Raw genomic sequence first — 19,087 nt, 5'->3', positions numbered from 1 at the left:
TCCGAGCCCCCGGCGGCGCCCTTGACGCGGGCGCGGAGCATGGTCAGATTCGTCGGTGTCAGGTGCGGGAGGGGACAGGGGAGGGGCGAACCGGTGGGCGTCGAAGGTCTGCGAGGGGCACGTGAGCGCCGGGTCCGGACGGGCGGGGTCGACCTGTGCGTCGCCGAGCTCGGTGACGAGGGCCGCCCGGTGGTGGTGCTGGTGCACGGCTACCCGGACAGCAAGGAGGTCTGGGCCGGGGTCGCCTCCCGGCTGGCGGACCGCTTCCACGTGGTGCTGTACGACGTCCGGGGCCACGGCCGCTCCACCGCGCCCAGGCCGCTGCGGGGCGGGTTCACGCTGGAGAAGCTGACGGACGACTTCCTGGCCGTCGCGGACGCCGTGAGCCCGGACCGCCCCGTCCACCTCGTCGGGCACGACTGGGGATCGGTGCAGGGCTGGGAGTTCGCCACCGTCGCCAGGACCGAGGGGCGCATCGCCTCCTTCACCTCCATGTCGGGACCGTCGCTCGACCACTTCGGCCACTGGATCAAGCGGCGGGCGACCCGTCCGACCCCGCGGCGGATCGCCCAACTGCTGGGCCAGGGAGCCAAGTCCTGGTACGTCTACCTGCTCCACACCCCCGTCCTCCCCGAACTGGCCTGGCGCGGGCCGCTGGGCAGCCGGTGGCCGAAGCTGCTGGAGCGCGTCGAGGGAGTGCCGTCGGGTGGCTACCCGACGGCCTCGCTGCCCCGGGACGCCGCCCACGGCGCCTGGCTCTACCGCGACAACATCCGTGCCCGGCTGCGGCGTCCGCGCCCGGACGCGTACGCCCACACGCCCGTCCAGCTCATCACGCCGACCGGTGACGCCTTCCTCTCCGAGCGGCTCTACGACGACCTGGACACCTGGGCGCCCCGGCTGACCCGGCGCACCCTGCCGGCGAAGCACTGGATCCCCCGCAGCCGGCCCGACCATCTCGCCTCCTGGATCGCCGAGTTCGTCTCCGCCCAGGAGGGTGCGGCATCCGGCGTCACGGCGGTCGCGGCGCCGCGCCGCGAGAACGCGTACACGCAGCGGTTCGCCGGACAGCTCGTGCTCGTGACCGGTGCGGCGAGCGGCATCGGACGGGCCACGGCCCTCGCCTTCGCGGGCGCGGGAGCACGGGTCGTCGTGGTGGACCGCGACGCCGAAGGGGCCGCCGGGACAGCCGAGTCGGCGCTCGAAGCGGGCGCCGCCGAGGCATGGGCGGAGACCGTGGACGTCGCCGACGAACAGGCCATGGAGACGCTCGCCGAGAAGGTCACCGCCGAGTACGGCGTGGTGGACGTGCTGGTCAACAACGCCGGTGTCGGGCTGGCGGGTTCGTTCCTCGACACGGACACGGAGGACTGGAAGCAGGTCCTGGACGTCAACCTGTGGGGCGTCATCCACGGCTGCCGTCTCTTCGGCCGCCGGATGGCCGAGCGCGGCCAGGGCGGCCACATCGTCAACACCGCCTCGGCGGCGGCCTTCCTGCCCTCCCGGACGCTGCCCGCGTACAGCACGTCCAAGGCCGCGGTGCTGATGCTCAGCGAGTGCCTGCGCGCCGAGATGGCGGGCAAGGGCATCGGGGTGTCGGCGATCTGCCCGGGCATCGTCGACACGGGCATCACGTCCACCGCGCGCTTCACGGGCGTCGACGCGGTGGAGCAGCAGCGGCTGCGGAAGCGGTCGGCTCGGCTGTACGGGCTGCGCAACTACCGCCCGGAGAAGGTGGCCGACGCGATCCTGCGCGCGGTGCTCACGAACCGCGCCGTCGTCCCCGTGACCCCCGAGGCGCGTGTCGCGTACCTGCTGTCCCGTCTCGCCCCCGGCGCTCTGCGCGCGACGGCGCGGCTGAAGCCGCCGCTGTGAGGACGCCGGACCGGGGCGCTCCTGGACCTGTTTGGGGTCTTCTTGCCGCAACACAGCCTGCGGCGGGTGTCATTGGACGCGTGCGCCCCAACAGGGCTCACCTGCGATCGAGTTGGGATGCGGAACAACAAACTAGCCTGAACGATGACATATTGCCCAAATCAACCTGTCTACACCTTCGTTGTCCACAGAATCGTCAATTTGCCTGTGGATAAGTGCAGTTGGCTGTGGATCAAACATCCGGGTCACAGAAATTCGAGTGGCGTCCACGACATCCCGCGCGGCACTCTGCCGACATGACCACAGGACCAGCCGGCGCCTCCCCGGACGACCGGCGCACCGTGAAGGTGTCGAAGTACCTCTCGAAGCATCTGCGCCACCAGCCGGAGCGCATCGGCCTCATCCTCGACGAGAACGGCTGGGTGCCCGTCGAGGAACTGATCCGAGCGGCGGAGGCCCACGGCTTCCGGTTCACCCGCGCCGAACTCGACCATGTCGTGGCGGCCAACGACAAGAAGCGCTTCACGATCGACGGCGACCGGATCCGCGCCAACCAGGGCCACACCGTCGAGGTCGACCTCGGCCTCCCGCGGTCCGAGCCGCCGGAGTACCTGTACCACGGCACCGTCGCCCGCAATCTGGACGCGATCCGCGCGGAGGGTCTGCGGCCCATGAGCCGCCACGACGTCCACCTCTCCCCCGACCGGGAGACCGCGACCCGGGTCGGCGCCCGCCGCGGCCGTCCGGTCGTCCTCCCCGTGCACGCCGGCGCCCTCCACCGCGCCGGTCACGTCTTCCGCGTCAGCGCCAACGGGGTGTGGCTCACCTCGTCCGTGCCGCCGGAGGCCATCCGCTTCCCTGGCGGCTGATCCCGGCCGGCCCGGCACCCCGGCACCCCGGCAGCGGCAAGGCAGGCAGGCAGGCAGGCAGGGGGATCGTCGTAGGCTCGGGGCATGACCCTGCGCCTGAGCACCGTGATCCTCCCCGTCGACCGCTGGCACGAGGGGGGCCGCGCGAAGTGGCAGCGCGCGGAGGAACTCGGCTTCCACGCCGCGTACACCTACGACCACCTCTCGTGGCGCTCCTTCCGCGACGGCCCCTGGTTCGGCGCCCTGCCCACGCTCACCGCCGCGGCCACGGCCACCGGGCGGATCCGTCTGGGCACCCTCGTCACCTCACCGAACTTCCGGCACCCCGTGACGCTCGCCAAGGAGCTGATCTCGCTCGACGACGTCTCCGGCGGGCGCGTCACCCTCGGCATCGGGGCGGGCGGCAACGGCTTCGACGCCACCGCCCTCGGCCAGGAGCCGTGGACCCCGCGCGAACGCGCCGACCGCTTCGGCGAGTTCGTGCCGCTGCTGGACCAGCTCCTGACCCAGGACGCCCTCTCGAACCGCGGCGAGTTCTACTCCGCCGAGGAGGCCAGGAACATCCCCGGGTGCGTCCAGCGCCCGCGGCTGCCCTTCGCGGTGGCGGCGACCGGCCCCCGTGGGCTGCGGCTGGCCGCGCGGTACGGCCAGGCGTGGGTGACCACGGGCGACCCGAAGCTGTACGAGGCGGGCACGCCGGAGCAGTCGGTCGAGGCCCTGCGCGGCCAGGTCACCCGGCTCGGCGCGGCCTGCGCCGAGACGGGCCGGGAGGTGGCGGATCTGGACAAGATCCTGCTGACCGGCTTCACCCCGGACCGCACCCGCCCGCTGGACTCGGTCGACGCGTTCGTGGACTTCGCCGGCCGCCACCGCGAGCTCGGCTTCACCGAGATCGTGGTCCACTGGCCGATCCCCGGCACGGACTTCGCCGCCGACCAGGGCGTCTTCGAGAAGATCGCCGCCGAGGCGCCCGCGCAGCTCGGCTGAGCGGCGGTACGGCCGTACGCACCGTGCGACGGAAGTGGCACCGGTGCCGGACGGGACGGGACGTGTGCGGAGGGAAGTCATTCGGACACCCCCCGCACATGATCGATCACTCACATGTGCAAGCTCATGCACGCCCGTGCACCTCGTGAGCGAGAATGACCCGGTGACGACTGATATCGATCCCCGGCCCCTGCCCGCCGTCCCCCGGCTGATCGCCACCGATCTGGACGGCACCCTGCTGCGCGACGACAAGTCCGTCTCGGAGCGGACGATCGCCGCGCTCGCCGCCGCCGAGGCGGCCGGCATCGAGGTCTTCTTCGTCACGGGCCGGCCGGCCCGCTGGATGGACGTCGTCAGCGACCATGTGCACGGACACGGGCTGGCCATCTGCGGCAACGGCGCGGCCGTGGTGGACCTCCACTCCGGCGGCACGCTCGTCCGGGTCCGGGACCTGCCGCGGCCCGTCGCGCTCGACGTCGTGCACACCCTCCGCGCGGCCGCGCCCGGCACCTCGTTCGCGGTCGAACTGTCCACCGGCATCCACTACGAGCCCGCCTACCCGCCGTTCCACCTGGACCCCGGGGCGACGGTCGCCTCCGCCGAGAAGCTCCTCCACGAGGCGCTGCCGGGCGAGGGCGTCCCCGTGCTGAAGCTGCTGGCGCACCACACGGACCTGACCCCCGACGGCTTCCTCGCCCTCGCCCGCACGGCGGCGGGCGACCGCGCGTCGATCACCCGCTCCAGCCCCACCGCCCTGCTGGAGATCAGCGGTCACGGCGTCAGCAAGGCCAGCACCCTCGCCCTGTGCTGCGCCGAGCGCGGCATCTCGTCGGACGAGGTCGTCGCCTTCGGCGACATGCCGAACGACGTGGAGATGCTGACCTGGGCGGGCACTTCGTACGCCATGGGCAACGCCCACCCGGACGTCGTCGCGGCGGCCTCCGGGCGGACGGTCGCCAACAACGAGGACGGCGTCGCGGTGATCATCGAGGAACTGCTGACCCGCCGCGCGGCCTCCCGCCGGTAGGCCGTCCCCGTCCGGGGCACCCTCGCGTCAGGGCGCCGGGGGCGTCCCGGGCGCGTGACGACTCACAGGCGCACGCCGTGCTCGGCCAGCCAGACGGCGGGGTCGACACCCGATCCGAGATCCGGTGTCAGCCGCACCTCGAAGTGCAGGTGCGGCCCCGTCGAGTTGCCCGTCGTCCCGGCCTGGCCGATCCACTGGCCGCCGCGCACCCGTTCGCCCTGGTCGACGCCGACCCCGGCGAGATGCGCGTACTGCGTGTAGTAGCCGTTGTCGTGCCGCACGACGACCTGGATGCCGAACGCCCCGCCGCACGCGACGGACTCCACCACCCCCGGGCCCACCGACCGCACCGGGGTCCCGATGTCGACGGCGAAGTCCTGGCCGGTGTGCCCGCGTGCCCAGCGGTCGCCGGTACTCGCGAAGCCGGCGGACAGCGCGTAGCGCTCCACCGGCGCCACCCACCCCGCGCCGCGCGGCAGGGCCAGCTGGTCGAGCCGGACAGCTCCCGCGCAGGCGCCGGCCGCCACGCTGGAGTCGGCCTCGCCCTGGAGCCGCCACCGCGCCGTCTCCAGCCTCGCCTCGACACCGCGCTTGACGGCCGCCAGCCGTGCGGTGCGCGCGGCGAGGTCCCGCCAGGCCGCGCGCGCCTTCCGCTCCGCCTCGGCATAGCTCCGTTCCGCCGTCCTGGACCGGTCCAGCAGCCGGTTGACCGCCCGTTCGGACTGGGCGGCGAGCTCGTATCCGCGCAGCAGTGCGTCCGGGTCGTCGGCGAGCAGCAGCCGGGCGGTGTGGGCGAGTGATCCGCCGGTGCGGTACTGCTCCCGCGCGACGCCCCCGATGACGTCGTGCAGGCGGGCCAGCCGCGCCCTGCGGTCCGCGAGACCCCTCTGGAGCCGGCCGGCCGCGACCCGCTGGGCGTCGGCGGCGCGGCGGCCCCGCTCGTAGAGCCGCGTGGCACGGGCGGCCTCCGCGTACAGCCGGGCCACCTGGACGGCGGTGGGCCCCGGTTCACCGGGGGCGGCGCGCTCCGGACGGGGCGAGGGCCGCGCGGTGGCGTCCGCCGCGGGGGCCGGGGAGGGCGGAGCGGTGGGCGCCGTCCACGGGAACGTGTGGGCGCCGGTGGTGAGCCCGTGCGGCGGGACGTCGCCGGGCAGCGGCCCGTGCAGCGGCAGCGGGGGGCGCGTCCCGGGCACCCGCGGGGCCACGTCCCCGGGGGCAGGGTCGTCGTGCGCGGTCGCGCCGGGGAGCGCGGCGGGACGGAGCCGGGCGGCGATGGACAGGAGGGGGCGGCGCTCCTCCGCCCCGGCGCCGGTGGCGGCGGGCTGGGGCCGGCGCTCCTGGCGGTCGCCGGACGCGGCGGGGCGCGCCTCGGACCGGGGCGCCGCCGCGACGGGCGCCGGCGTCCCGAGGAGGACGCCCAGCACCACCGGCAGGATGATCATCCGCTTGCGGCTGCTCGAGCACATCCAGGGATCGTGACCCGTCCCGCGCGCGGAGCCCGGGAGCGCTGCGGTGTCGTAGGGCCACCTGGCCCAGCCGCGCCCCACATCAGCGGGCGCCGCCCGCTCCACCATCCACCCGGCGCCGCGACCGCCCGGCCGTCCACGCGGCCGCGGGCAGCCGGCCCGACCACTACCGACGACACCCCGGCGGGAGCCCCAAAACCGGGCAGCCCCGGCGGCGCCCCCGACGAGGAACACCCCCGAAGCGGCAGCCACCCCGGCCCGGCGCCCGGCCGCGGGCACCCGGCCCGACCACGGCCCACGACACCCCGGCGGGAGCCCCAAGACCGGGCAGCCCCCGGCCCACCAGCCGACGGCGGGCACCCGGCCCGACCACGGCCGACGGCACCCCGACGGGAGCCCCAAGGCCGGGCAACGCGCCGGCCCACCGCCCGGCGGCGCCCCCGACGAGGAACACCCCCGAAGCGGCAGCCACCCCGGCCCGGCGCCCGGCCGCGGGCACCCGGCCCGACCACGGCCCACGACACCCCGGCGGGAGCCTCAAACCCGGCAGCCCCCGGCGGCGCGCCTCCTAGAGAGGCGCCTCCCAGTGGACGGTCGTGCCCGCGCCGTCCGGTCCGATGCCGGGGCCGCTGCCGCTCGAACCGCCGAGGGACTCGGCCCGGCGGGCCAGGTTCCGCAGGCCGCTGCGCCGGCCCCCCTCCGGGAGACCGACGCCGTCGTCGCCGACGCTCATCCGGACCCCGGGCGACCCGTCGGGAAGCCGCACCGTCGCGTCCACGACGACCTCGATGCGGGAGGCCTCCGCGTGCCGGAACACGTTCGACAGGGCTTCCCGCAGCGCCGCGATCAGGTTCTTGCCGGTCAGCTCCCCCACACCCGGCTCGACCGGGCCGACGAACCGGTGGGTGGGTCGGAAACCGAGCGGCACCGCCGCCATGTTGATCTCGCGCAGCACACGCGCGCACAGCCCGGCCTGCTCCTCCGCGGGCCCCTGCTGGAGCGCGAAGACGGCACTGCGGATCTCCTGGATGGTGACGTCCAGTTCGCCGACGGCCCTCCCCACGCCCTGCTGCACGCCGACCGACGCCGTGCCGCGCTGCGCGCTCTCCAGGAGCATCCCCGCGGCGAACAGCCGCTGGATCACCAGGTCGTGCAGGTCACGGGCGATCCGGTCGCGGTCCTCCAGGACGGCCAGCCGCTCCCGGTCCCGCTGGGCCTCGGAGGTCATCAGCGCGAGCGCGGCCTGCGAGGCGAACTGCACGGCCAGCGCCCGCTCGGCCGCCGTGAACCGCGGGGCGCCCACGGCCCTCGGCACCGCGAGCGCGCCGAGCACCCGGCCGCCGCTGCGCAGCGGGAGCAGCAGCGCCGGGCCGTAGCCGGCACCCAGCCGGGTGACCATCCGCGGATCGTTCGCGGCGTCGGCCACGACCACCGACTCCCCGGCCAGCAGCGTGGCCACCACGGCGCTGTCCGCCGGGACGACCACCCCCGGCGCGGGCGCGGGGCCGTCCGACGAGACCGCCACGATCTCCAGTCCGCCCCCGCCGTCGGGCAGCAGCACGAGCCCGGCCGCCGCGTCGGCCAGCCGCCGGGCCTGTTCGGCGACGACGGTCAGCGCCTCGTCCGCGTCCCCGCCGGACAGCAGGGCCGTGGTGACGGCCACGGCTCCGTCGATCCAGCGCTCCCGTCTGCGGGCGGCCTGGTAGAGCCGGGCGTTGCCGATCGCGATGCCCGCCTCGGTGGCGAGCACCTTCACGAGCTGGAGGTCGTCGTCGTCGAACTCCGCCCCGCCGGCCTTCTCCGTCAGATAGAGGTTCCCGTAGATCTCGTCCTGCACCAGGACGGGGACGCCGAGGAAGGTCCGCATCGGCGGGTGCCCCGACGGGAATCCGGCCGCCCGCGGGTCCGCCGTCAGATCAGCCAGCCGCAGGGCCACCGGTTCCCGGATCAGGGCGCCGAGCAGTCCGCGCCGGCCGTCGGGCCTGCGGCCGATCGCCTCCTCCACGCCGTCGGCCACCCCGTGGGTCACGAAGTCCGCCAGCCCGTCGCCCTCGGTGTTCACGACGCCGAGGGCCGCGTAGCGGGCGCCGGTGAGTTCGGCGGCGGTGCGGCAGATCCGGGTGAGCGTGGTGTGCAGATCCAGACCGGTGCCGATGCAGCGCATCGCCTCCAGCAGCCGCGGCACGCGCGACGCCGGCCCGGCGGTCCCGGGCGGCGCGGGCCCGGTCCCCGCGGTCCCGGCGCCCGGCGGCTCGTCCGGCGGAGGCGACGTCATGCTGGGGAGCCTAATGAGGAGCGTTTGCCGCAGAAAGTCGGAAACATCCCGCCTCGGCCTCCCGCTCGCGCTCCAGCATCCCGCGCAGCGGCCCGTCGACCGGCGCGAGATCCTCGTACCTGCCGCGCTGCACGACCTGTCCGGCGTCGAGCACCACCACCTCGTCGACGCCCTCCAGCCCCTTCAGCCGGTGGGTGATCAGTACGGTCGCCCGGCCGGCGCCGGTGCGGCCGCGCGTCGCCGCCAGCAGGTCCGCCGTGAGGGCGTCGGCGGTGGCGAGGTCGAGGTGCTCCGCGGGCTCGTCCAGGACGAGGACCGGGAAGTCGGCCAGCAGGGCCCTGGCCAGCGCGAGCCGCTGGCGCTGGCCGCCGGACAGGCGGGCGCCCTGCTCTCCGACGAGGGTGTCGATCCCGTCGGGGAGCGCCTCGGCCCACTCCAGCAGGCGTGCGCCGGCCAGTGCCTGCCGCAGTTCCTCGTCCGTGGCCTCCGGCCGGGCGATCCGCAGGTTCTCGCGCAGCGAGCTGTCGAACAGGTGCGCGTCCTGGGCGCACAGGCCCACCAGCCGCCGCACGGCGTCCCCGTCCAGGCGGCGGGCCTCGATGCCGCCGATCGTGTACGTCCCCCCGTCCAGGTCCAGGAACCGGAGCAGGATCTGGGCCAGCGTCGTCTTGCCCGACCCGGAGGTGCCGACGACGGCGATCCTGCTGCCCGGGGTGAGCGTGAGGTCGACTCCGCCCAGCGAGGCCCGTCCCCTGCCCTCGTACGTGGCGCCCGCGCCGCGCAGGATCAGCGGGAAGGCGGTCGCCGGGGGCTCGGCCGGGGTCCGGGGCTCGTGCACGGGCTCCGGGGCGTCCAGCACCTCGTGGACCCGTTCGGCGCTGCGCTCCACCCGCTTGCGGTACTGCACGGCGAGGGGGAGTCCGGCGACCGTCTCGAAGGCGGCGAGCGGGGTGAGCACGACGACCGCGAGCGCCACTCCGCCGAGCCGTCCCTCGTACACGGCCTGCACTCCCACGGCGGCGGTCGCGGCCACGGTGAGCCCGCAGAACAGTGCGGACAGGCCGCTGCCCAGCGCCGTCACGGCCGCACCGCGCGCGCTGATCCGGGTGAGCCGGGCGTCCGCCGCCCGCGCCTCGGCCAGCCGCGCCGGCAGTGCGCCCGCGACGGTCAGCTCCGCCGTGCCCCGCAGCAGATCGGCCACCACCGTGGCCAGGGCGCCCCGTGCCGGGGCGAGCCGGCGCTCGGTCCGGCGGGCGACGAGACCGCTCAGCAGCGGCACGCCCACGCCCGCGGCCAGCAGACCGGCGGCGAGCACGGCGCCCGCCTCCGGCAGCAGCACGGCGGTGAAGGTCACCGTGCCCGCGCCGACCACGGCGGCGGCACTGGCCGGCAGCAGCCACCGCAGCCAGTAGTCCTGGAGGGCGTCCACGTCGGAGACCAGACGCGACAGCAGGTCGCCCCGGCGCCGGGGGGCCAGCCCCGCGGGGGAGATCCGCTCCAGCCGCCGGAAGACGGCCACGCGCATCTCCGCGAGCATCCGCAGCACCGCGTCGTGCGAGACCAGGCGCTCGGCGTAGCGGAAGACGGACCGGCCGATACCGAAGGCCCGGGTCGCCGTCACCGCCACCATCAGGTACATCACCGGGGGCTGCTCGGAGGCCCGGGAGATGAGCCACCCGGACACGGCCATCAGCCCGACGGCCGAGCCGAGCGCGAGCGCGCCGAGCAGCAGCGCGAGGGCCAGCCTGCCGCGCAGCCCCCGCGCCGCGTCCCGCACCCGCCCCAGCGCCGCCCGGCCGGGGCCCCCGGCCCCGTGGCTCCTTCCGTCACCGGACCCGCTTCCGGCAGCGGCCCCGGGGCCGGTCCCGATACCGGAGCCGGCCCCGGCCCCGCCGGGCGTCCCCACCGTGGTGGCGGCCTCCCGGAGCGGCAGGTCCACTTCCCCACCGGTCATCACGACCGGACCACGGCCCGCCGGGGCCGATGCCCCGCCGCGCTCCGGCCCGGCCGTGCCGGCCCCGCCGGCTCCCTCCACGGGCACACCGTCCCCGGGCGGGCGCGCGCCGGCCGCCGCCTCCGCCCGCGCGGCGGGCACGGCGCGGGCATCCTCGCCCGCGGCCGGGGCCGCGCCCTCCTCGTCCGGCCTGCGGGCGAGTGTCACCACCCGGTCGGCGAGGGCGAGCAGCGCGGGCCGGTGGACGACGAGCAGGACGGTACGGCCCCGGGCCAGACGGCCGACCGCCTCGACGATCCCCGCCTCCGTCTCCCCGTCCAGCGCGGCGGTCGGCTCGTCGAGCAGCAGCACCGGCCGGTCCGCGAGGAACGCCCGTGCCAGGGCGATCCGCTGCCGCTGTCCGGCCGAGAGGCCGGCGCCGTCCTCGCCGAGCAGGGTCTCGGCGCCCCGGGGGAGCGCCGCGACGACATCGTGGGCACCGGCTTGGCGCAGCGCGTCGAGCACCGCCGCGTCGTCGGCGTCCGGCCGGGCGAGGCGCACGTTGTCGGCGACCGTCCCGGCGAAGAGGGTGGGCCGCTGCGGCACCCAGGCGATCCGCTCCCGCCAGAGCACGGGATCGATGTCGCCCAGATCCCGGCCCCCGACGAGCACCCGCCCCTCGGCGGGTTCGGCGAAGCCCAGCACCACGTCCAGCAGGGTCGACTTCCCGGTGCCGCTCTCCCCGGTCAGTGCCACCGTCTCGCCCGGTTCCACCGACAGGGACGCCCGGTGGGGCGTCGCCTCGCCGCGCCCCGGGTGACGCACGCTCACGCCGTCGAACTCCACCCGCGGGTCCGCCGGTACGGGGGCCGTTCCGGCGTTCCGCGGCCGGGTGCCCAGAACCTCGAAGATCTCCTCGGCGGCCGAGAGCCCCTCGGCCGCCGCGTGGTACTGCGCACCGACCTGGCGCAGGGGGAGGTACGCCTCGGGGGCCAGGATCAGGATCACCAGGCCCGTGTAGAGGTCGAGTTCGCCGTGCACCAGACGCATGCCGATGGTGACGGCCACCAGGGCCACCGAGAGCGTGGACAGCAGCTCCAGCGCGAAGGACGACAGGAAGGCGATGCGCAGGGTGCGCATGGTGGCCTGCCGGTACTGCGCGGTGATCGTACGGATCGAGTCGGCCTGTGCCTTCGCCCGGCCGAAGACCTTGAGCGTGGGCAGCCCGGCCACCACGTCCAGGAAGTGCCCGGAGAGCCGGGAGAGCAGCCGCCACTGACGGTCCATCCGCGTCTGGGTCGCCCACCCGATGAGCACCATGAAGAGCGGGATCAGCGGCAGGGTCCCGACGATGATCGCGGCGGAGACCCAGTCGTCGGTGACGATCCGCGCGAGGACGGCCACCGGGACGACGACGGCGAGCCCCAGTTGGGGGAGGTAGCGCGCGAAGTAGTCGTCGAGGGCGTCGATGCCCCGCGTCGCCAGCGCGACCAGCGACCCGGTCCGCTGACCGCTCAGCCAGCCGGGCCCCAGCTCCGCCGCCCGCTCCAGCAGCCGCCCCCGCAGCTCGGACTTGACCGCGGCGCCGGCGCGATGGGCGGCCAGCTCGGTGAGCCAGGAGACGAGCGCCCGCCCGGCCGCCACCGCGGCCAGCAGGATCAGCGGGGTGGTCAGCCCCGACACGGACAGCCCCTGCTCGAAGCCGCCGACGACCACCTCGGCGACGAGCATGGCCTGGGCCACGACGAGTGCCGCGCCGAGCAGGCCGAGCACCACCAGGGACACCAGGAAGACGCGGGTGGCCCTGGCGTACCGCAGCAGCCGCGGGTCGATCGGTTTCACGTGAAACATCCCCTCGCTGTGACGCGCGCTAGTGGGAGTCGGCCAGGTGCTGGGTGCCGATCCGCTTGCGGAACACCCAGTAGGTCCAGCCCTGGTAGAGCAGCACCAGCGGTGTGGCGATGACGGCGAGCCAGGTCATGATCTTCAGCGTGTACGGGCTCGACGAGGAGTTGGTGACCGTCAGGCTCCACTCCTCGTTCAGGGTGGACGGCATGACGTTCGGGAACAGCGCCAGGAAGAGCATCGCGACCGCGGCCGCGATCGTGATCCCGGACAGGGCGAACGACCAGCCCTCCCGGCCCGCCCCGATCGCCCCGATCGCGCCCAGCAGCGCCACCACGGTGACCGCCAGCGCCACCAGGCTGGGGCCGTCGCCGCGCAGCGCCTGGGTCCATACCAGGAAGCCGGCCGCCGGCACCGCGGCCGCGACACCGAGCCGGAAGGCGAGCCGGCGGGCCCGCATCCGGATGTCCCCGACCGTCTTCAGCGCCGCGAACACCGCGCCGTGGAAGGTGAAGAGGGCGAGGGTCACCACTCCGCCGAGGAGTGCGTAGGGGTTGAGCAGGTCGGAGAGGCCGCCCACGAACTCCTTGTCGCCGTCGATCGCCACGCCGCGCACGATGTTGCCGAAGGCGACTCCCCAGAGCACGGCGGGCAGCAGCGAGGTCCAGAAGATCGCGTGCTCCCAGTTGGTCTGCCAGCGCTCCTCGTCCCGCTTGTGCCGGTACTCGAAGGCGACACCGCGCACGATGAGGCAGACGAGGATCAGCAGCAGCGGCAGGTAGAAGCCGGAGAAGAGGGTGGCGTACCAGTCGGGGAAGGCGGCGAACGTCGCGCCGCCGGCGGTCAGCAGCCACACCTCGTTGCCGTCCCAGACCGGCCCGATCGTGTTGATCAGCACCCGGCGCTCGGCCCGGTCACGGGCGAGCAGCTTGGTCAGCACCCCGATGCCGAAGTCGAAGCCCTCCAGGAAGAAGTAGCCGGTCCACAGGACGGCGATCAGGACGAACCAGACGTTGTGGAGTTCCATGCCCCATCAGCTCCTCAGCGCTCTCAGCGGGCTCAGTACGAGAAGGCCATCGGCCGGTCGGGGTCGCGGTCGTCGCCGCCGATCCGGGTGGGCGGGTTGAGGTCGGCCTCGGTGAGCTCGGGCGGGCCCGCCTTGACGTACTTCACGAGGAGCTTGACCTCGATCACCGCGAGCACCGCGTAGAGCAGGGTGAAGGCGATCATCGAGGTGAGCACCTCGCCCTGGGAGACACCGGGGGAGACCGCGTCGCTGGTGCGCAGCACTCCGTAGACGACCCACGGCTGGCGGCCCATCTCCGTGAAGATCCAGCCCCAGGAGCTGGCGATCAGCGGGAAGGTCATGGTCCACAGGGCGATCAGCCAGTACCAGCGGGCGAAGCGCGGTGCGAGGGCCTTGTTCCGGAAGAGGACCAGATGCGGCACCTCGTCCTCGCCGGTGCGCAGCGCGGGCGGCAGCAGGAACCTCTTGCGGGTCAGCCAGAGGCCGATCATGCCGATGGTGAGGGAGGCCATGCCGAAGCCGATCATCCAGCGGAAGCCCCAGTAGGCGACCGGGATGTTGGGCCGGTAGTCCCCCGGGCCGAACTTCTCCTGCTCGGCCTTGTTGATGTCGTTGATCCCGGGGACGTACGAGCTGAAGTCGTCGTTGGCCAGGAAGGACAGCAGACCGGGGATCTCGATCGCCACCTTGTTGTGGCCGGCGTCCACGTCCCCGTAGGCGAAGATCGAGAACGGCGCGGGCGCCTCGCCCTCCCAGAGGGCCTCGGCCGCGGCCATCTTCATGGGCTGCTGCTTGAACATCACCTTGCCCAGCAGGTCACCGCTGACGGCGGTGAGCAGGCCGGCGATCGCGACGGTGACCAGCCCCAGGCGGAGCGAGGTGCGCATCACCGGGATGTGCTTCTTGCGGGCCAGGTGGTAGGCGGCGATGCCGACCATGAAGGCGCCGCCGACCAGGAAGGCCGCGGTGATGGTGTGGAAGAACTGGGTGAGCGCGGTGTTCTGGGTCAGGACCAGCCAGAAGTCCGTCAGCTCCGCGCGGCCGCGCTCCTCGTCGATCCGGTAACCGACGGGGTGCTGCATCCAGGAGTTGGCCGCGAGGATGAAGTAGGCCGACAGGATCGTGCCGATCGAGACCATCCATATGCAGGCCAGGTGGATCTTCTTGGGGAGCTTGTCCCAGCCGAAGATCCACAGCCCGATGAAGGTGGACTCGAAGAAGAAGGCTATGAGCGCCTCGAAGGCGAGCGGGGCGCCGAAGACGTCGCCGACGAAGCGCGAGTAGTCGGACCAGTTCATGCCGAACTGGAACTCCTGCACGATCCCGGTGACCACGCCCATGGCGATGTTGATCAGGAAGAGCTTGCCCCAGAACTTCGTCGCCCTGAGGTACTTCTCCTTCTCGGTCCGCACCCAGGCCGTCTGCAGGCCGGCGGTGAGCGCGGCGAGCGAGATCGTGAGCGGCACGAAGAGGAAGTGGTAGACGGTGGTGATGCCGAACTGCCATCGCGCCAGGGTCTCCGGCGCCAGTGCGAGGCTCGAATCCACGTCGTCTCTCCTTACGTACGTCGGCGTGGTGACCGAGGTCCGCGCGCCCCGCATATCCCCGCAGTACGGGAGAAGCCAGGCGAGCTTGTGAACGCGTTCACATTCACAAGCATTATGGCGCACACGAAATCCACACCGTTTGCCGGGGGTCCCTTTCGGCCACGGCACACGACGGGGCCCCCGTGAGCAGCTCGCTCACGGGGGCCCCGTGTTGCTTCCCGGGCACGGCCCGGGCCCTGGGGTCTCTCGTTTGGATCCTGGCGGGCTGGCGTGCCCTGATCCAGACGAAAGGCCCTCGGCGTCAGCCGGTCACGATCTTGCGGAAGGCCTCCGCCGTGTGCAGGAAGACGTCGTTGGCCTCGGCCTCGCCGATGGTCACGCGCACGCCCTCCCCCGCGAACGGGCGCACCACGACGCCGGCCTTCTCGCAGGCCGCGGCGAAGTCCAGGGTGTGCTCGCCGAGGCGCAGCCACACGAAGTTCGCCTGGGTCTCCGGCACCGTCCAGCCCTGGCCGACCAGACCCTCGTGGACCCGGGTGCGCTCGCAGACCAGCGAGCCGACCCGGCCGAGGAGTTCGTCCTCGGCGCGCAGCGAGGCGACGGCCGCGTCCTGGGCCAGCTGCGAGACGCCGAACGGCACCGCGGTCTTGCGCAGCGCGGCGGCCACCGGCTCGTGGGCCACGGCGAAGCCGACCCGCAGCCCGGCGAGCCCGTACGCCTTGGAGAAGGTCCGCAGCACGGCGACGTTCGGCCGGTCCCGGTAGATCTCCAGACCGTCCGGCACCTCCGCGTCGCGGATGAACTCGCGGTACGCCTCGTCCAGCACCACCAGCACGTCGGACGGCACCCGGTCGAGGAAGCGCTCCAGCTCGGCGCGGCGCACGACGGTGCCGGTCGGGTTGTTGGGGTTGCAGACGAAGATCAGCCTGGTCCGCTCGGTGATCGCGTCGGCCATGGCGTCCAGGTCGTGCACCTCGCCCGCGGTGAGCGGCACCTGGACCGAGGTCGCCCCGCTGATCTGCGTGATGATCGGGTACGCCTCGAAGGAGCGCCAGGCGTAGATCACCTCGTCGCCGGGGCCCGAGGTCGACTGGATCAGCGACTGGGCCACCCCGACGGAGCCGGTGCCGGTCGCCAGATGCGTCGCGGGGACGCCGAACCGCTCGGAGAGCTCGTTCATCAGACCGCTGCACGCCATGTCGGGGTAGCGGTTGAAGTTCCGGGCCGCGGCGATCGCGGTCTCCATGACCCCCGGGAGCGGCGGATAGGGGTTCTCGTTGGAGGACAGCTTGAAGGCGACCGGCCCGTCGGCCGCCGCCGGCTTGCCCGGCTTGTACGTGGGGATGCCGTCCAGCTCGGCGCGGAGCTTGGGACTCGTCTCGCTCACCGCAGGTCCTCCTCAGACCGTCATGCCTCTCGGTACCGCGGTGCGCGTCGGTACGGGACACCGGGCCTCCGCACACCAATACTGCTCACCTTATGAGGATTCGGCTCCGCTGCGAATGGCCCGCGGAAAGGAAGGGGGGGAGCACGCCGCCCTGGCGCGCGCCCCTGGCTCACTCCGTGGCGCGCATCACCCGTAGTGGTGAGTTGAGACCTCTTCGCAACATGGGCCCCTCGCCAGGTCCACACGCGCCGATACCGGCAACTCCTCACCCCGTGGGTCCAACTTCCTTGCTAAGCAAGGCTTTTGAAGCTTAATGATCATGCAGAAACGTGCCTGTCAACGCGTGCATATGCGACCGGCCAGACCCACCGCCAGCGCCCTACTATCGGCACGCCATGACAGCAGCAGGGAAGCACCAGGTGAGCCGGACGGAAACATCCCGCAGAGGCAGTCGGCAGGGGCGGGCGGGCATCCGGGACGTCGCCGCCGCGGCCGGCGTCTCCATCACGACCGTCTCCGACGCGCTCAACGGGAAGGGCAGACTCCCGGACGCCACCCGCCGGCACGTCCGGGAGGTCGCCGACCGGCTGGGCTACCGCCCCTCCGCCGCGGCCCGCACCCTTCGTACCGGGAAGTCCGGCTTAATCGGCCTCACCGTGACGACATACGGGGATGAACCTTTCACCTTCACGGAGTTCGCCTACTTCGCGGAGATGGCCAGAGCCGCCACATCGGCGGCGCTCGCCCGCGGCTACGCGCTGGTCATCCTGCCCGCCACCTCACGCCACGACGTCTGGTCGAACGTCGCCCTCGACGGCACCGTCGTCATCGACCCCTCCGACCACGACCCCGTCGTGACCGAACTGGTCCGCCAGGGCCTGCCGGTCGTCTCCGACGGCCGCCCGGCCGGCACGCTGCCCGTCACCGCCTGGGTCGACAACGACCACGAGGCCGCCGTGCTCGACCTGCTCGACCACCTCGCGGCGGCCGGCGCCCGCCGGATCGGCCTGCTCACCGGCACCACCACGGACACCTACACCCGGCTGTCGACCACCGCCTACCTCGACTGGTGCGAGCGCGTGGGACAGGACCCGGTCTACGAGTCCTACCCCGCGCACGACCCGTGCGCGGGCGCGGTCGCCGCCGACCGGCTGCTCGCCCGGCCCGACCGCCCCGACGCCGTCTACGGCCTCTTCGACCCCAACGGCACCGATCTGCTGGCCGCCGCCCGCCGCTACGGGCTGCGCGTCCCGGACGACCTGCTGCTGGTGTGCTGCAGCGAGTCCACGGTCTACGCGACCACCGAGCCGCCCATCACCACGCTCTCCCTCAAACCGCGCCGCATCGGCACGGCCGTGGTCCAGCTCCTGATCGACGCCATCGAGGGAATCGACGAGGACCGTCCGGTCGAGCAGGTGATACCGACCGAACTGATCGTCAGGACGTCCTCCCAGCGCCGCCCCCCGCGGACCACGGTGAGCGCCCCGCGGTCGCCCGCCAACGAGTAGGGCCCGATCCCTATGCAGGACTAGACCTTCCGAATGGGGATGAATCGACCGGCGAACCGGGGGTGCGGAAGGATTCATCACCCCTGGTGCGTCACACACCGCCGGGCTCATTCCTATGATGGGCGAACGACACCGCGGACCACCCCGACCAGGCTGGGCCGAGAGGTGAACGGCGGCGCGACGGTGTGGAGGGGTCGATGACTCAGGGGGCCGGTCAGGGACCCGTGGTGCGGACGGCGACACTGCGCGATTTCCGCGTGCCGCCCTATGCTCAGGTGCCGGTGCAGTCGCAGGTCGCGGACCCGGGGCACCCCGGCAACGCGTACCCGGAGGGCGAGGCGCCGGAGGGCTACACGCCCACCGCGCGCGACCTGCCGGTGATCAGCCTCGGCGGCCCGGGCGACACCGTCCAGGTGCGGGTCGAGCCCGACCCGCAGCCCGCGCCCGGCGGCCGCGGTCCGCTGTACGTGGTCGGCGACGTCCACGGCTACCTCGAGGAACTCGTCGCCGCCCTCGCCGAGCAGGGCATCATCGACGCGGACCTGCGCTGGGCGGCCGGGAACGCCCGGCTGTGGTTCCTCGGCGACTTCACCGACCGCGGCCCCGACGGCATCGGCGTGATCGACCTGGTGATGCGGCTCTCCGCCGAGGCGGCCGCCGCCGGCGGCTACTGCAAGGCCCTGATGGGCAATCACGAGCTGCTGCTGCTGGGCGCGAAGCGCTTCGGCGACACCCCCGTCAACTCGGGGGCCGGCACCGCCACCTTCCAGGCGGCCTGGCTGCTCAACGGCGGCCAGAAGTACGACATGGACCGGCTCCAGGAGGTCCACCTCCAGTGGATGGCCCGGCTCGACGCCATCGTCGAGGAGGACGGCCATCTGCTGCTGCACTCCGACACCACCGCCTACCTCGACTACGGCGGCACGATCGACGACGTCAACGACGCCGTGCACGAGGTCCTCACCCGCAACGACGCCGACCAGTGCTGGGACCTGTTCCGCAAGTTCACCAAGCGCTTCGCCTTCCGTGACGAGGGCGGCCCGGACGCGGTCCGCGAGCTGCTCGCCGCCTACGGCGGCCGGCGTGTGGTGCACGGCCACAGCCCGATCCCGTACCTGCTCGGCGAAGTCGGCACCGAGGACGGCGAGGACGGCGCGCGCCCCCTGGTCGACGGCCCGCACGTCTACGCGGACGGACTCGCCATCGCCATGGACGGCGGAGTGACCATGGCCGGAAAGCTCCTCGTGCAGCAGCTCCCCCTCCAGGACTGAAGCCGGTTCGCCACGTACGAGCCGTTTCGCGACGGGCGATTTACGGAAACCCTCTGTCACGCCGCGCCGT

12 protein-coding genes are annotated in these 19,087 nt (G+C 73.5%); 6 read left to right on the top strand and 6 right to left on the bottom strand.

The genetic code is table 11. The features are described 5' to 3' along the window. The first annotated feature begins 39 nt into the window (after nucleotides 1-39). The 4 genes from JE024_RS17675 (at nucleotide 40) to JE024_RS17660 (ending at nucleotide 4,758) form a co-directional block, all read left to right on the top strand. Nucleotides 40-1,875, top strand: coding sequence for an SDR family oxidoreductase (locus JE024_RS17675; protein ID WP_205374519.1), 1,836 nt, complete (start codon nucleotides 40-42; stop codon nucleotides 1,873-1,875). 296 nt (nucleotides 1,876-2,171) lie between these two features. Beyond that, a complete protein-coding gene (locus JE024_RS17670) occupies nucleotides 2,172-2,744 on the top strand; it encodes an RNA 2'-phosphotransferase (protein WP_205374518.1) in 573 nt (190 codons plus the stop codon). A gap of 84 nt (nucleotides 2,745-2,828) precedes the next feature. Then, nucleotides 2,829-3,731, top strand: coding sequence for an LLM class flavin-dependent oxidoreductase (locus tag JE024_RS17665; RefSeq protein WP_205374517.1), 903 nt, complete (start codon nucleotides 2,829-2,831; stop codon nucleotides 3,729-3,731). A 163-nt stretch (nucleotides 3,732-3,894) separates the two neighbouring features. Further along, on the top strand, nucleotides 3,895-4,758 hold the full coding sequence (locus JE024_RS17660; RefSeq protein ID WP_205374516.1) for a Cof-type HAD-IIB family hydrolase: 864 nt from the start codon (nucleotides 3,895-3,897) through the stop codon (nucleotides 4,756-4,758). 62 nt (nucleotides 4,759-4,820) lie between these two features. Here JE024_RS17660 and JE024_RS17655 read toward each other — a convergent pair whose 3' ends face one another. From JE024_RS17655 to hisC, 6 genes are all read right to left on the bottom strand, one after another. Beyond that, nucleotides 4,821-6,224 carry a peptidoglycan DD-metalloendopeptidase family protein gene (locus JE024_RS17655; protein WP_244882930.1) on the bottom strand — a complete coding sequence of 468 codons (1,404 nt, stop codon included), beginning with the start codon at nucleotides 6,222-6,224 and terminating at the stop codon, nucleotides 4,821-4,823. A gap of 568 nt (nucleotides 6,225-6,792) precedes the next feature. Further along, the gene (locus JE024_RS17650; RefSeq protein WP_205374515.1) at nucleotides 6,793-8,499 is read right to left on the bottom strand and encodes a GAF domain-containing sensor histidine kinase; all 1,707 of its coding nucleotides are present in this window, start codon (nucleotides 8,497-8,499) and stop codon (nucleotides 6,793-6,795) included. Between the two features lie 10 nt (nucleotides 8,500-8,509). Beyond that, nucleotides 8,510-12,274, bottom strand: a complete 3,765-nt coding sequence (gene cydD / locus JE024_RS17645; protein WP_205374514.1) for a thiol reductant ABC exporter subunit CydD — start codon at nucleotides 12,272-12,274, stop codon at nucleotides 8,510-8,512. 28 nt (nucleotides 12,275-12,302) lie between these two features. Beyond that, nucleotides 12,303-13,304 (bottom strand): cytochrome d ubiquinol oxidase subunit II, encoded by a 1,002-nt coding sequence (gene cydB / locus JE024_RS17640; protein ID WP_205374513.1) that lies wholly within the window; start codon nucleotides 13,302-13,304, stop codon nucleotides 12,303-12,305. A gap of 32 nt (nucleotides 13,305-13,336) precedes the next feature. Continuing rightward, a complete protein-coding gene (locus JE024_RS17635) occupies nucleotides 13,337-14,851 on the bottom strand; it encodes a cytochrome ubiquinol oxidase subunit I (RefSeq protein WP_205374512.1) in 1,515 nt (504 codons plus the stop codon). Between the two features lie 301 nt (nucleotides 14,852-15,152). Continuing rightward, the gene (gene hisC, locus JE024_RS17630) at nucleotides 15,153-16,238 is read right to left on the bottom strand and encodes a histidinol-phosphate transaminase (RefSeq protein WP_205374511.1); all 1,086 of its coding nucleotides are present in this window, start codon (nucleotides 16,236-16,238) and stop codon (nucleotides 15,153-15,155) included. A 395-nt stretch (nucleotides 16,239-16,633) separates the two neighbouring features. Between hisC and JE024_RS17625 the strand changes: the two genes are divergently transcribed. Both JE024_RS17625 and JE024_RS17620 read left to right on the top strand, forming a co-directional pair. After that, nucleotides 16,634-17,746, top strand: coding sequence for a LacI family DNA-binding transcriptional regulator (locus JE024_RS17625; RefSeq protein WP_205374510.1), 1,113 nt, complete (start codon nucleotides 16,634-16,636; stop codon nucleotides 17,744-17,746). Nucleotides 17,747-17,943: 197 nt separating this feature from the next. Then, nucleotides 17,944-19,017 carry a metallophosphoesterase gene (locus JE024_RS17620; RefSeq protein WP_205374509.1) on the top strand — a complete coding sequence of 358 codons (1,074 nt, stop codon included), beginning with the start codon at nucleotides 17,944-17,946 and terminating at the stop codon, nucleotides 19,015-19,017. Nucleotides 19,018-19,087 lie beyond the last annotated feature (70 nt).

The sequence above is a fragment of the Streptomyces zhihengii genome (genome assembly GCF_016919245.1).
GTDB classification, from domain to species: Bacteria; Actinomycetota; Actinomycetes; order Streptomycetales; family Streptomycetaceae; genus Streptomyces; species Streptomyces zhihengii.
The sequence above is the reverse complement of the archived record's forward strand: the minus strand, read 5'-3'. Positions and strand labels throughout refer to the sequence as shown.